The following is a 13,949-nucleotide window of genomic DNA, read 5'->3' on the forward strand; positions in this document are numbered from 1 at the left end:
CTGCTCGCTGGGGTGCCTCCCTTCAGGAGTCTGCCCCAGTTTTCTAGGAGATTGCTTAGAAACGTCTAGATAGTGCTACTTCCGGTTGCAGGTGTGCGATCACGCCACCTCGTCCTCACCGCCGGCAGCGACTTTTCGCAGGCCACGGTAGGCACCTTCCGGCGTCTGCCGACCCGCGACCACCGCCTCGACCTCCGCGGCGATGGGCATGTCCACGTTGTAGTCGCGGGCCAACTCCATCACGGTGGGCGCGGTCTTGACGCCCTCGGCCACCTGCCCCAGCTTGGCGACGGCCTCCTCGACGGTCATGCCGCGGGCAATGAATTCGCCCACCCGCCGGTTGCGGGAAGTCGGGGCCATACACGTGGCGATCAGGTCTCCGACCCCCGTGAGCCCGGCGAACGTCCGCGGGTTCGCGCCCATCGCCTCACCCAGCCGGGTCATCTCGGCCAGCCCGCGTGCCAGGACCATCGCGCGGGTGTTGTCGCCGACATCCAGTCCGTCTGCCATCCCCGACGCGATGGCCACGATGTTCTTCAGCACGCCGCCGAGTTCGCAGCCCAGCACATCGGTGTTCCGGTAGACGCGGAACACCGCCGACGCAAACAACGGCTGCAACGCGGTGGCGACCCGGACGTCCTGGGTGGCGACGACCGACGCCGCCGCAAGCCCGTCGACGATCTCCCGCGCAATGTTGGGGCCCGCGAGAAGCCCGACCGGATGCCCGGGCAAACACTCGGCGATCACCTCGGTGGGCCGCAAGCGTGTTCCCGGCTCCAGCCCTTTCGCCAGCGACAGCACCGGCACCCACGCCCGCACCTCGTTGGTGATCTGAGTGAGCGTGCTGCGGACCGCGTGCGACGGCACCCCGACCACGAGAACGTCGGCTTCCTGCGCCGCTTCCACCAGGTCGGCCGTCGAACGCATGGAGTCGGGGAGGGCCCGCTCGCCGAGATAGCGGGAGTTGCGATGCTCGGTGTTGATCTCGTCCGCAGTATCCGAACTCCGCGCCCACAGCAGGGTCGGCGTGTTGTGGGCGGCGAGACCGGCCACCGTCGTTCCCCACGAACCGGCGCCGAGCACGACGACGCGTACCGGCCGGGCCATTACCGATCACTCATCGAGTTGATGCTGTCCATGGTCTCAAGCGTGGCATTTGTGAGGCGTTCACGAAGCTGATTCGGCAAGTCCCGGTGGCGGCTGCCACCGGGAGGTTGACGTCTTCGGTCAGGGGGTGTTCGGCCCGGGCAGCGTGTAGCCGAGTTTGTGTAGGGCCCTGCGGAACTTCGGTTCGTGTTCGAGGGGGACCGCGAGGTGGCGGTCGCCGATCGGACGGCACAGTGTGCGGAGTGCGCGGTCACGGGTGATGAGCGCAGCGAGTGCGGAATCGGTGCATTCGATCACCCGGGCATGGCCGTGGTCGGTGAGCTGGCCGGCTCGGCGGGTGACGTCGTCGACGACGGTCCTCAGTGTGCCGGGCAGCTCATGGTCGGTGCGCCGGGCGAGGAAGGTGGTGAGGTCCTCGAGGTGGCGACCACCATCGATCGCGGACAGCAGGCTCGCGGCGGAGACCGTCCAGACCCGGTCCGCGGTGTGCTCCGCGTATGCAGACAGCAGCAGCTGATCGGCGGGGGACAGGGTTCCGGTGACGACGATGTCGAGGTTGGGCAGGACTTTCAGAACCCGGGCTGGCGGGTTGTCGGCGGGCGGTTGATAGGTGTCGGTCAGGCCCAGCGTGTAGCAGCCCAGGGTGGTGAGCCGGATCGCCTGCAGTCCGTCATATCTGCTCAGCGCGTCCAGGTTGTCACCGCCCCAAATGTCGTGGAAGTCCGACCGTGCGCCGCTGGGGTGGCGGTAGTCGAGGTCGAGCAGCCCCAGTGTGCCGGCGTACAGCGCGCGCTCGCTGCGGGCGACGTTGGGGCTCATGCCTTTCCGCCGCATGGTCGTGAACAGCGAATCCATGCCGATCCACTCTCCGGGTGGGCAGCCGGCCAATGCCGCAGCGACGGTCTGTCGGCGGGTCCTGGCCGAGGTGAGGACATTGCGTGCGCGCTGACCCTTGATCTGCTCGATCCTGCTGAACTCGTCGATCACAGCGCGGGTGAGCCAGCGGCGCCACAGTTGGGAAATGACCTCGGCCGCCGGCCGACTCAGGGCGGTACGGCCCTTCGGGGTCAGCCGCAGGCGCCCGCCCTCGATTGTGGCGAGCCCACCGGCCTGGATGATCAGCGGCCACGCGAACGACGCGATCGGGTCGTCGGGGTAGAAGTCGCCGTGCGCGAGCTGTGAGCCCACGGCGGCGACCGTCGCCGCGGAGGGGCGGTGGGTCTTCTCGCTGCACCGCAGTTCACCGGCCGCGCACAGCTGTAACACCGTGTGCAGATTCGTCATCGCCTCCTGCTCGGTCACTCGTATCCGGTGCTCCCCGGTCGGGAGCGCGGTGTCGCCGGTGTTCACGCTCGTGTCCTCACCTATCTCCGCCAGTGGCGGTATGCCTCGATCCACTCGGCACCGTCGGGTGGTGGTGCCGGCAACGGCAGGTCGAGGATTCGGATGCGCTGTCGCGACCGGCCGCGGGTACAGATCACAACGATGTGGTCGTCGGTCAGGTCGATGCCGGACACGGTGACCTGGGCACCGAGCACACGGGTGTGGAACGGCACGTCGAGGTGCTCGTCGAGCATGGTGTAGAAGCCGGTGACGCACTCGCTGTCGTTGTAGCAGTCGACCGTGGCCTCCGCGACCATGGCCTCCAGCGCGCCGCGGTTGGGTGATCTCACGGCGACGAGGATAGCCCGACGCAACCCGGCGTCGGACCGGGTCCTCAGTCACAGCGGCGAGCATGGGTACGCGACGGCGTCCCTAGTCACGTCGAGTAGGCACGCAACCTACCTGTATGCGTTTCTCCGGTGCCCGACGTGGATGACGATCACGATCAGCTCACGGTCTCGCACTTCATAGATGATGCGGTACGTCCCCACGCGTACGCGGTAGGTGTTGCTGTAGCCGACCATTGCCGTGCAGCTCGGTGGGCGCGGATTCTCTGCCAATAGCTCGATTGCGCCCTGGATTCGGCGCTGTTCCGTTCTTTGCAGTGACGCAATGGTTTTCACTACCTTGCGCGGAACCTGCACACTGTAGCGTTCGCTCACCCCAGGAGTCCGAGGTCACGCTTGACGTCTTCCCACGGGATCGGATCGGGGTCGGGATCGGAGTTGTGTTCCGCGATCGCCCGATAGTCCTCGGCATCCTCGGCGGCGTCGAGCAAGGCCTCGAATCGCTCAGGCGAGACCAGCACCGCGACGACTCGGCCACGGTTCACGAGCTGGATTGCCTGCACGCTTGACAGCTCCGCAATGGTCGCCGATAGGTGATCACGCGCGTGCGTAACCGATACCTCGGCGGGGCGCTGTGCTGTAGTCATGCATCAATCGTACGCCAACGGCGTACGTTGCCGTATCTTTGAGCCGTACGTAATGCTCCCCGGGGCCGACCGAGCCCACGTCGACGTGGCGGAGCGCTACGAGAAGACCATCGACGCGGAGAGGGCTTCGGCAACCTAGCCCGCTGGGAGGATTCGATGCTCGAGTTCCCGCTTTTGCCGGGTTCGCGGCGCGCGCTGGGGGTGTTCGAGTTGCCTGATGACCTGCGAATCCTCGACCTGGATGATCCGGCGGAGTTGGTGCGCTCGGGACTGCGTCCGACGCAGGTCGTGACCCGGAATCTGACGGTCACCCAGCGGTGGGGGCATCGGATCTGGTCGGAAACCGAACCCCACACGGGGGACCGGGCGTGGCAGGCGGTGGCATGGTGGTCGTATCACCGCCCGCGGTGGTCGGTGCTGGCGGGCTGGCTGCGCCCGGAGTTGGTGCGGGTCGAACCGCTCGCGCTCGATCACCCCGCGATCGTCGATGCGGCGAAGGCCCTCCAGCGCATCGTGATGTAACCGGCCAGTGCATCGTCGAGGTCGCTGACATGGCAAGTCCCGGTGGCGGCTGCCACCGGGACCTGCCGAATGATGTGGACCGGCGAAACCTAGACCTTGGCCGCTGCGGCGGCACTCTGCGCCGCGAGCTTCGCGAGTCCGGCCGGGTACATCCGCTTGCCGAGGAACAGGGCGACGATCGCCAGCACGTACACCAGCGGTGCCAGCTGCAGGGCGCCGAGCAGGCCGAGGCGGTCGGCGAGGATGCCGATGACGAAGGGGCCGGTGGCCAGGCCGAGGACGTTGTTGGTGACGGTCAGGCTGCCGAGGGCCGAGGCCCGCACCGATTGGTGGGTCAGACCGGCCACCATGGCGGCGGTGGGGCCGGACGAACCGGCGGCGAAGAAGGCGCCGATGCCCAGCAGAATCAGCTGGGATGCACCGGTTTCCAGCTGAAATGCGATTCCGAGCGAGGTCAGCGAGATCGTGCAGTAGATGATCGCGCTTGTCCACTTCATGGCCGCGGTGTTTCGGCCGACCCGGTCGGTGATCATGCCGCAGACGATCATGCCGATGGCGATCAGCAATACGAACGCCGACGCGACCGCCCCCGCCTTGTCCGGGGCCATGCCGTAGTAGCGGTTGAAGAAGCTGGGGGCCCAGGCGAGCAGCACGGCCGCGTTGAACATCTGCAGTCCGCCGCCGAGGTATGCGCACCACACGGTCGGGTTGGTGAACAGTGTCGACACCGGGACGCGGATCGCGGGTTCGTCGGGGCGGGCGGCTTCGGCGGTGTCGTCGGTGGCGGCGTGCTCGGCCAGGCGGCGTTCGGTGACGACCGTGCGGAACGTCAGGACCAGGATAAGTCCGAGGACCGCCATCGCGGCAAACGACCAGCGCCAGCTCAGGTGCACGGCGATGACGGCGCCGAGCGAGACTCCGACGACCGAGCCGAAGGAACCACCGGCCATGAACGCGCCGCTGAGCGTGGAGTGGACGCGTGGCGCGAAGACGCTGAGAACCACGGCGATTCCGACACTTCCGTACGCGGCCTCGCCGACACCGACCAGGAAGCGCGCGGCGAGCATCTGCTCGTAGCTGGAGGCGATCGCGCACAGCAGGGTCGCGACACTCCACAGCGTGGCCATCAGCACCAGGGACTTGACGCGCCCCCAGCGGTCGGCCAGCAGGGACAGCGGGAGGGTGAGCAGCCCGACCATCAGCGCGACGATGCTGGTGAGGGATGCGAGCTGGGAATCCGTCAGCGCCCAGTCGGCCTTCAGGAACGGGAAGACCGCACTGAGAACCTGGCGGGACATGTAGTCGGACAGCAGCAATGCGAACGCGAGGGCGAAAACGAGCCAGGGGTAGAGCGAGGAGCGTCGGGTGCGGCGGTCGGCGGTCGGCACGGAACTCGACAAGTCGGCGACTGCGATCTCGAGTTCGGACGTGGTGGGATTCGGTCCCATGGATGCTCCTGAGGGTGCGGATGGAGAGGAAGAGAGTGGGGGAGCGGCGTTCAGTGTGCCGGGCGCCGGGACTCGTACGCGTCGAGTTCCTCCGCGAGGATCGGCACGCCGAGATTGCAGGCGTGGATTCCGAGGACGCTGACCATCTCGAGGACGGTGAGGATCTCCTCCTTGGACACACCGAGTTCGAGTGCGGCCCGGATGTGCCTGCGCACTCCCGGCGCGTACAGGTGGGTGGCGGCGGCATCGATGGCAATGCTGAGCAGTTCGACGAACTCGGGCGTGAACACCCCACGCTGCACGGGAGTGGCGTTCATGGCCATGAACTGCTCGGTCCATTCCGGATCCCACTGGGACAAGGTGTCCCACAGGGGATTCCAGCTCCCCGCACTCTTCATTCGGTCGAGTGTCGGGGTGGGTATCGGCTCAGCGGTCATGGCGGCTCGTTTCACGGAGAACGAATCGGGTGTGATGCGGGCTACGGCCCGACCCGATAGTGGCCTGCATCACGCTACGTGGCCCGTGAGCCGATTAGTTGCCCCTACGGGACGGAATTCTTTGCATTTCGGGACATCAGTCGCACACCTATCCCGAGGTCTGTTTGCGCCACTCGCGAGGGCTCATGCCGAACTGCTGATGGAACCACCGGGAGAAGCTGCTCGGCGTCGAGAAGGCGAGCATCTCGGAGATTTCCGTCAACGAGTAACGCCGGCCGGTGACCATGCGTTTCGCGAGTTCGGCGCGGGTGGAGTCGAGGACCGAGGTGAAGGTCTCTCCCGATTTCGCAAGGTGTCGATGCACCGTCCGGCGATCGACGCCGAGGCTGCGGGCGACCTGCTCGATCGAGCAGCGCCCGCTCGGCAGCAGCAGTTCGACGAGTTCGCGCACGCGATTGGTGAGGGTCGGCTCCTCCGGCGTGGTGAGCGTGTCGAGGACCTGTTGCGCATAGGACCGCAGCAGCGGGTCGGACAATCTGTTCGGCTCGTCCAGATCTCCTGTGTAGACCAGGATTCCGGAATACTCGCCGTCGAAGTGGAGTGGCGCGCCGAAGAACTGCCGGTGTGTGGAGTCGTCGGCCGGGCGTCCGTGTTCGAAGCTGACGGACACCGGATGCCACCGCTCGCCCAGCAGGTGCCGCAACAGTTGGTGGGTCACCGCGACCGCCAGTTCGACGGACTGCCGGACCGGCACGGGTTCGCCGGGGTCGAAGCGGATTCGTATCGTCGCCAGGCCGTCGCGCTCGGACAGTCGAATGTGCAGTGCCTCGTTGTACGTGTGCTGGAAGCGGATCAGCATTCGCAGTGCGCTTCGCGCGTCGGGCTCGTCCCGGATGCCGACGCTCAGTGGGCCGAGGGTGGACAGGCGCCGCCGCTCGGCCAGCTTCAGCGCGAAGTCCTGGCGACCCGACGCCGCCGCGGACAACTCCAGGAGACGGGCGACCGACGCCGCGGGCACCCAGCGGTCCTGCAGGTCCAGCCCGGCGGGGTCGAGTCCGACGCTCGTCAGCAGCGTCACCGGGTCGAGCGAGAGTGTGCGGCCCAGTTCGACGAAGCCAGTCAGCGCGGCATACCGGGCGAGGGGCTTGGCCATTCGCGTCACCTTTCGTCGCATGCGTCCCGCTCGGCCGAGGTGTCCCGAACAGGAAACAAATATGTCCCGTCAGGGTAAGTATGGACCCCATCCCGTGGCTACCGTTGTGTCAGCTGAGTCACAGTCCCGCCGTCCGCAACCTTTCGAACGGAGAACATCCATGCATTTCCACGACGACGCCCTCTTCCCCGAAACTCAGGAGAAGCTGGTCATCACGTGTGCCCCGTACGGTCCGGAGTGGGAGCCGGACGACTTCCGCGAGGACCTGCCGCTGACGATGGACGAGCACGTCCAGAAGGCGGTCGACTGCTACGAGGCCGGCGCCACCGTGCTGCACATCCACGTCCGTGAACTCGACGGCAAGGGCTCCAAGCGGCTGTCGAAGTTCAACGAACTGCTCGCCGGACTGCGCCAGGCGGTGCCGGACATGATCTTGCAGGTCGGCGGTTCCATCTCCTTCGCCCCCGAGGGTGAGGGGTCGGACGCGAAGTGGCTCTCCGACGACACCCGGCACATGCTCGCCGACCTCGATCCGGCACCGGATCAGGTGACGATCGCGATCAACACCTCGCAGATGAACATCATGGAGTTGATGACCGCCGACGACATCGCGGGCACGTCGATGCAGCGCCCCGAGCTGGCGGAGGCGTACCGGGAGATGACGGTCCCGGCCGGTCCGGCGTGGGTGGAGGAGCACCTGCGGCGGCTGCAGGCGGCGGGGATCCAGCCGCACTTCCAGCTGTCGAGCATCCCGCAGCTCGAGACCGTCGAGCGGCTGATCCGCCGTGGGGTGTATACCGGTCCGCTGAACCTGACGTGGGTGGGGATCGGCGGCGGCTTCGACGGCCCGAACCCGTACAACATCATGAACTTCGTCCAGCGGGTCCCGGACGGTGCGTGCCTGACCCTCGAGACCCTGATGCGCAGTGTGTTGCCGGTGAACGCGATGGCGATCGCGATGGGCCTGCACCCGCGCTGCGGGAACGAGGACACGATCTGGGGTCGCAAGGGCGAGAAGATGACGTCGGTCGCGCAGGTCGAGCAGCTGGTCCGGGTGGCCGGGGAGCTGGGCCGGGAGGTGGCCACCGGTAAGGAGGCCCGCGACATCTACCGGATCGGTCAGACCTACGCCGATGCCGACGAGACCCTCGCCCGGCTCGGGTACGCCCCGAACCGCCGTCCCGGCCAGGTGGGCTTCACCCAGCACGCCTGACCGGCGCGGGATGTCCCGCTACCACTTCCGCGCGGTGAGCAGGAGGTACTCCCAGTTCATCGCGGTGCTGCCGGTGCCGTAGTCGAAACGCCGTGCAAGGTCGGCGAGTTCGTGGTCGAGCTCGGCCACCCGGGCTGGGTTTTCGGCGATGTTCCGGTACACCGCGATGGTCGGGCCGTAGCGGGTCTTGAAGTAGTCGCGGAAGTCTTCCGGGGTCCGGAACTGGTCGATGCGGACGGTGTGCCGGGTTGCCACGACGTCGGTCACCCGATGGCCGAACAACGCCCGGACGTGGTCTTCGCGACCCCACAGCGGCGGCGGCTGCGCGCCGGGCGGGGGCGGGGGTGCGTACGGTTTCATCGTCGCGAACATCTGACCGATGAACCCCTCGGGGGTCCAGCTGAGCAGTCCGATCGTCCCGCCCGGCCTGCAGACGCGGACGAGTTCGTCGGCGCTCTCCTGATGGTGCGGGGCGAACATGACACCGACGCAGGACATCACGGTGTCGAATTCGTTGTCGGCGAACGGCATCGCCTCGGCATCGGCTTCGCGCCACTCGACTTCGGCGCCGAGTTCGGCGGCCCGGCGGCGGCCGGCGTCGAACAGTTCGGGAGTGAGGTCACCGGCGACGACGCTCGCACCGGACAGCGCCGCGGGGATGGCGGCGTTGCCGGAACCGGCCGCGACGTCGAGGACACGGTCACCGGGCTTGACCCGGCTCGCCCGGACGAGGGCGGGGCCGAGGTCCGCGATGACGTCGGTGGCCACGGCGGGGTAGTCGCCGAGCGCCCACATGGCGCGGTGTTTGGTCTTCAGTTCGCGGTCGGCTCGTACTGCGTCGATCGTGTCATCCATCTCGGTACTCCGGTGGGTCGGCTGCATCGGTCGAGATCCAGCCTGGCCGGACGGCGGCGCCCGGAACAGGCACCCTCGGGGTGGGTTCCCGCCACCCGGGACGTCACTCCTGGTCGCGGAACTGCGCCGCGAGTTCACTGCGCGAGCGGATGCCGAGCTTCGCGTAGACGCGGGTCAGGTGGTACTGCACGGTCTTGACGGACAGGAACAGCTCGCCCGCCGCCTCCTTGTTGCTGGCTCCACCGGCGACGAGTATGGTCACCGCCCGTTCCTGCGGGGTCAGTTCCTCGAGCGTGAACCGGCTGCGTTTGACGTTGAGGCCGCCTGCCTTCAGTTCGCGGTCGCACCGCTGCACGTAGGCGGTGGCGCCGAGCGCGGAATACCCTTCCCGCGCGGCCTGCATGACGGCGTCGGCTTCGCGTCGCTTGCCTGCCCGGCGCAGGGTCTGGCCGTACGCGAAGTTCACCCGGGCGCGGTCGTAGGGGAGGGGCAGCGTGTCGAGCTGGGTCAGCGCATTCTCGAACACGTCCCGGGCGGTGTCGATGTCGCCGCGCGCACCGGCGATGCGACCGCGGGCGTAGCCGAGACGCGCCATCGCGGACCGGTGCCCACGTTCTGCGGCCCGTTCCTCGTGCGGGGTGAGGAACGCGTCCGCGTCGTCGACGTGCCCGGTCATTACGAGCGCATTCGCGTACACGTCGGGCCACTGCCAGAATCCGGGCTCGTCGACGCCCTCCCGGGGTTCCAGACGGGTGAGGGGCTCCAGCGCCCTGATGACGGCGGCGTAGTCGGTCTCCACTTCGGCGCACTGGGCGCGCGCCAGGGCGGACGGAATGAACATCATCGGGTAGTCGTGCGAACTCGCGGCGGCGAGGCGGAGATGCTCCTGTGCCGCGGGCCAGTTCCCGCGCAGCGCGTGGGTCTGCGCGCCGGTCCAATGGACGAGGGGCCGGAGGAGGTCGAGCGTGGCGTCCTCGAGTTGGTGCGCGGCACGGTCGACGGTGGCGATGGCGCCGTTCCAATCGCCGAGGGCGAATTGTGTTCGCGCCAGCCAGGCTTGCGCCCACAGCGAGATGCGGGTGGAGCCCATCCGGAAGGCGGTGGGGACGGCACTCTCGAGTTCCTGGCGCGCCGCTTCGGGATCGTCCAGTGCCAGGTCGAGCCAGCCCCGGGCCATGTCGAAGCGCTGGGACTGGGCGCCGAGGGCGATCTTCGCGGACAGGGTGTCGTAGTGTGCCCTCGCCTCCGCGATCCGGCCGGTGGCCGCGAGTCCGAGCCCCATGATCGCCGCGGATTCGACGGCCGACGGATCAGCCGCATCGACGAGAGCGACTGCCCGGGAACCCCATTCGACGAGGTCCGGGCCGTGCCAGCGGGCCAGCGAGTCGAGGACGCGCCGCTGGCAGATCAAGGCCGCGGTGGCCGGATCGGTCTCCGGGTCGCAGGCGGCCCAGGACTGGGTGAGCAGCGCCTCGGCTTCCGCGCGACGGCCCCGTTGGATCGCCAGATAGCCGAGCACGGCGTCGCGCAACGGGCTTTCCGGGAAACTCTCGATCTCCGGGGCGAAAGCCACTGCCTGGGACAGGTTTCCGGTGCCGAGGAGGGCGTCGACGGCGCGAATCAACCGCTGCTCGCGTTCCCGCCGATCCGCGGTGAGGCGGCTCGACTTGATCAGCGCGTCCGCGACCGCCGACCACGCCCCGACCGTCGCCCTGCTCGCGGAGTAGCGGTCGAGTTCGTTTGCGAGAGCCGGGTCGGCGAACGGGGACGCCGCGGCGCGGTGGTCCAGTCGCCTGCCCTCGTCCTCGACGATCCGTGCGGCGTGATCGTGCAGGTCGCGCTTTCGGATCGGCCCGAGGCTGTGGTAGACGGCGGCGCGGGTGAGTGGCGACGGGAAGGTCAGCACGATCACACCGCGGTGCTCACCGGCGGTGAGGAGGCCTGCCCGGTGAAGTTCGTCGAGCGCGTCCACCGGGTGCTCGATGCCGGCGAGAGCGGCGGCGTCGGCGAATCTCGGATTCCCGGACAGGACTGCGGCCGCTTCGGCGAGCGCCCGGGCCTGCGGTGAGGCCTCGGACAGCAGCGACCGTACCTTCGCCGCGAACGTGTGGGGCACCGGGAGGACCGCCTGCCAGCGTCCCCAGGCGACCGGATCGACTTCCTGGAGGAGTTGCGTGAGGTGCCGCGGGTTCCCGGCCGTGTGCTGGACCAGGTGGTGCGCGAGCGGGGCGGGAAGGTCGACGTGCGCGAGGCTGCTCGCGAGGGCGCGAGCGTCGGACGCGTCGAGGGGGCGGACATGAACCCGATGGCGGCTGTGCCGGTCGAGAACGTCGAGAACGTCCGCGGAAACACCGTCGGGTGGTTCCGGGTTCGTGACGAGGACGATCACGGCCGAACGGTCGAGCAGGTGCACGGCGGAGGTCAGTGACTGCAGCGACGCGAGGTCTGCCCAGTGCGCATCGTCGACCACGACGAAAAACGGCGCATCACCGGCACGCGGACCCACCGCCGTGACGAATTCACGGGCGACGTCGAGTGGGTCCTGCGACGTGACGGCCGTACCCAGGAGCTGTTCGGCGACTCCGAAGGGACGGCTCGACGCCCACCGGGCACACACCGCGGAGAACGCGGGCATGTCGGGATGCGCGGTGAGGAAATGTTCCACCAGAGTCGTCTTGCCGATGCCCGGCACGCCTTCGACGACCACGACGACGGGCGCGTTCCGGGTCGTCTCGTTCCGGGTCGTCTCGTGCAGGGCCGCCTCGAGTTCGGCGAGCTCGCGGGAACGTCCGACGAACTCGATTTTCCCTGGGTCACTCACGTCACACACCGTATCGCGACGCGCTATTTCGGCGTCTTCCTGGCGAAAATTGGGAACGCTTGTACGGTGAGGTTAGAAGCTGCTGGTCAGAGCGAACACGAGTCGAAGGATTCGGTGCAATTCATGACGACGGTGCATTCATGACGGAGGCGAACTCCACGAAGCTGGAGCGGGTGGCGATCCGCTTTGCCGGCGACTCGGGCGACGGTATGCAGTTGACCGGCGACCGGTTCACGTCGGAGGCGGCGGCGTTCGGCAACGACCTCGCCACCCAGCCCAACTTCCCCGCCGAGATCCGGGCGCCGCAGGGCACCCTGCCCGGGGTGTCGTCGTTTCAGATCCAGATCGCGGACTACGACATTCTCACGGCCGGCGACCGCCCGGACGTCCTGGTCGCGATGAACCCGGCGGCGTTGAAGGCGAACGTGGCCGATCTGCCGCGCGGCGGCATGATCATCGTGAACACCGACGAGTTCACCAAGCGGAATCTCGCGAAGGTCGGGTACGCCACGAGCCCGCTCGACGACGACTCCCTCGACGATTACGTGGTGCATCCGGTGGCGATGTCGACGCTGACGTCGGGCGCGGTGGAACCCGCCGGACTGAGCCGGAAGGACGGCGAGCGGGCGAAGAACATGTTCGCGCTCGGGCTGCTGTCCTGGATGTACAACCGCCCCACCCACGGCATCGAGCGGTTCCTGCAGGTCAAGTTCGCGGAAAAGCCGCAGATCGCGGAGGGCAACCTGCTCGCGTTCAAGGCCGGGTGGAACTACGGGGAGACGACGGAGAGTTTCGCGACGACGTACGAGGTGTCGGCGGCGACGCTCCCCCCGGCCACGTACCGCCAGGTCACCGGGAACACGGCACTGGCCTACGGGGTGGTGACCGCGGGGCGGCTGGCGTCGCGGGACGTCTTCCTCGGCACCTATCCGATCACCCCGGCGTCGGACATCCTGCACGAGCTGAGCAAGCACCGGAACCTCGGTGTCACCACGTTCCAGGCGGAGGACGAGATCGCCGGGATCGGCGCGGCGCTGGGCGCGTCGATCGGCGGTGCGCTCGGGGTCACGAGCACGTCCGGGCCCGGGCTGGCGCTGAAGAGCGAAGCGATCGGGCTGGCGGTGATGACGGAGGTTCCGCTGCTCGTCATCGACGTCCAGCGCGGCGGTCCGTCCACCGGTCTTCCGACGAAGACCGAGCAGTCGGACCTGTTGCAGGCGATGTACGGACGCAACGGCGAATCGCCGGTCGCCGTGATCGCACCGTGCTCACCCGCAGACTGTTTCGACGCGGCGGTCGAGGCGGCCCGGGTCGCGTTCACGTACCGCACTCCGGTGCTTCTGCTGTCGGACGGTGCGATCGCGAACGGCAGCGAACCGTGGGCCGTCCCGGACGTGTCCGCACTGGACCGGATCGACCCCGGCGTCGAGACGGCGCCACCGGCGGACGGCGAGTTCGCACCGTACGTCCGCGACCGGGAGACGCTGGCGCGTGCCATGGCGATACCGGGAACTCCCGGGCTCGAACACCGCATCGGCGGTCTCGAGAAGGCCGACGGCAGCGGCGACATCTCCTACGATCCCGCCAACCACGACCTGATGGTCCGGTTGCGCCAGGCCAAGATCGACGGAATCACCGTTCCCGACGCCGTCGTCGACGACCCATCGGGGGAGGCCGACCTGCTGCTCGTCGGGTGGGGGAGTTCGTACGGGCCGATCGGCGAGGCGTGCAGGCGTGCTCGCCGTGAGGGCAAGAAGGTGGCCCACGTTCACGTGCGCAACCTGAACCCGCTGCCCGCGAACCTCGGTGCGGTGCTTCGCAGTTACGGGACCGTCGTCGCCCCGGAGATGAATCTGGGACAACTCGCGATGATCCTCCGCTCGCGGTTCCTCGTCGACGTGCAGTCGGTGACCAAGGTGAAGGGCCTCGCGTTCCTCGGCGACGAACTGCACGAGGTGATCGATTCCGCGCTGGCCGGGACGCTGCGGGAGCACGAACTCGCGAAGACCTCCGACGCGCTCGCGTCGGCGACCTATAGATCGACCGGACCCCGGCAGGAGGAGTCGGCGTGACGCG

13 protein-coding genes are annotated in these 13,949 nt (G+C 68.1%); 3 read left to right on the forward strand and 10 right to left on the reverse strand.

Annotation, left to right across the window (positions count from 1 at the left end):
- Window positions 1-99: 99 nt before the first annotated feature.
- From JWS13_RS33340 to JWS13_RS33360, 5 genes are all read right to left on the reverse strand, one after another.
- Window positions 100-1,107 carry an NAD(P)H-dependent glycerol-3-phosphate dehydrogenase gene (locus JWS13_RS33340; RefSeq protein ID WP_206009709.1) on the reverse strand — a complete coding sequence of 336 codons (1,008 nt, stop codon included), beginning with the start codon at window positions 1,105-1,107 and terminating at the stop codon, window positions 100-102.
- Between the two features lie 120 nt (window positions 1,108-1,227).
- The gene (locus JWS13_RS33345) at window positions 1,228-2,457 is read right to left on the reverse strand and encodes a helicase-associated domain-containing protein (RefSeq protein WP_206009711.1); all 1,230 of its coding nucleotides are present in this window, start codon (window positions 2,455-2,457) and stop codon (window positions 1,228-1,230) included.
- 14 nt (window positions 2,458-2,471) lie between these two features.
- A complete protein-coding gene (locus JWS13_RS33350; RefSeq protein WP_206009713.1) occupies window positions 2,472-2,780 on the reverse strand; it encodes a calcium-binding protein in 309 nt (102 codons plus the stop codon).
- A 108-nt stretch (window positions 2,781-2,888) separates the two neighbouring features.
- Window positions 2,889-3,152 carry a type II toxin-antitoxin system RelE family toxin gene (locus JWS13_RS33355; protein WP_206009721.1) on the reverse strand — a complete coding sequence of 88 codons (264 nt, stop codon included), beginning with the start codon at window positions 3,150-3,152 and terminating at the stop codon, window positions 2,889-2,891.
- The gene (locus JWS13_RS33360) at window positions 3,149-3,424 is read right to left on the reverse strand and encodes a type II toxin-antitoxin system Phd/YefM family antitoxin (protein ID WP_206009723.1); all 276 of its coding nucleotides are present in this window, start codon (window positions 3,422-3,424) and stop codon (window positions 3,149-3,151) included. The genes JWS13_RS33355 and JWS13_RS33360 overlap by 4 nt, the downstream gene beginning before the upstream one ends.
- A 156-nt stretch (window positions 3,425-3,580) precedes the next feature.
- Here JWS13_RS33360 and JWS13_RS33365 point away from each other — a divergent pair, with 156 nt between their 5' ends.
- Window positions 3,581-3,946 (forward strand): hypothetical protein, encoded by a 366-nt coding sequence (locus tag JWS13_RS33365; protein ID WP_206011969.1) that lies wholly within the window; start codon window positions 3,581-3,583, stop codon window positions 3,944-3,946.
- A gap of 89 nt (window positions 3,947-4,035) precedes the next feature.
- On the opposite strand, the gene JWS13_RS33370 is transcribed toward JWS13_RS33365, so the two are convergent.
- The 3 genes from JWS13_RS33370 to JWS13_RS33380 form a co-directional block, all read right to left on the reverse strand.
- The gene (locus JWS13_RS33370; protein WP_206009728.1) at window positions 4,036-5,394 is read right to left on the reverse strand and encodes an MFS transporter; all 1,359 of its coding nucleotides are present in this window, start codon (window positions 5,392-5,394) and stop codon (window positions 4,036-4,038) included.
- Between the two features lie 50 nt (window positions 5,395-5,444).
- Window positions 5,445-5,831, reverse strand: coding sequence for a carboxymuconolactone decarboxylase family protein (locus JWS13_RS33375; protein WP_124391081.1), 387 nt, complete (start codon window positions 5,829-5,831; stop codon window positions 5,445-5,447).
- Between the two features lie 148 nt (window positions 5,832-5,979).
- The gene (locus tag JWS13_RS33380; protein ID WP_206009729.1) at window positions 5,980-6,984 is read right to left on the reverse strand and encodes an AraC family transcriptional regulator; all 1,005 of its coding nucleotides are present in this window, start codon (window positions 6,982-6,984) and stop codon (window positions 5,980-5,982) included.
- A 160-nt stretch (window positions 6,985-7,144) separates the two neighbouring features.
- Here JWS13_RS33380 and JWS13_RS33385 point away from each other — a divergent pair, with 160 nt between their 5' ends.
- Window positions 7,145-8,197: a beta-keto acid cleavage family enzyme gene (locus JWS13_RS33385; RefSeq protein WP_206009730.1), complete on the forward strand. Its 1,053-nt coding sequence runs from the start codon at window positions 7,145-7,147 to the stop codon at window positions 8,195-8,197.
- Between the two features lie 18 nt (window positions 8,198-8,215).
- On the opposite strand, the gene JWS13_RS33390 is transcribed toward JWS13_RS33385, so the two are convergent.
- Window positions 8,216-9,052 (reverse strand): class I SAM-dependent methyltransferase, encoded by an 837-nt coding sequence (locus JWS13_RS33390; RefSeq protein ID WP_206009731.1) that lies wholly within the window; start codon window positions 9,050-9,052, stop codon window positions 8,216-8,218.
- A gap of 103 nt (window positions 9,053-9,155) precedes the next feature.
- Window positions 9,156-11,873 carry a helix-turn-helix transcriptional regulator gene (locus JWS13_RS33395; protein ID WP_206009732.1) on the reverse strand — a complete coding sequence of 906 codons (2,718 nt, stop codon included), beginning with the start codon at window positions 11,871-11,873 and terminating at the stop codon, window positions 9,156-9,158.
- Between the two features lie 140 nt (window positions 11,874-12,013).
- Here JWS13_RS33395 and JWS13_RS33400 point away from each other — a divergent pair, with 140 nt between their 5' ends.
- Window positions 12,014-13,945: a 2-oxoacid:acceptor oxidoreductase subunit alpha gene (locus tag JWS13_RS33400; RefSeq protein WP_206009734.1), complete on the forward strand. Its 1,932-nt coding sequence runs from the start codon at window positions 12,014-12,016 to the stop codon at window positions 13,943-13,945.
- Window positions 13,946-13,949: the final 4 nt, after the last annotated feature.

Source organism: Rhodococcus pseudokoreensis (assembly GCF_017068395.1).
Classification (GTDB): Bacteria; Actinomycetota; Actinomycetes; order Mycobacteriales; family Mycobacteriaceae; genus Rhodococcus_F; species Rhodococcus_F pseudokoreensis.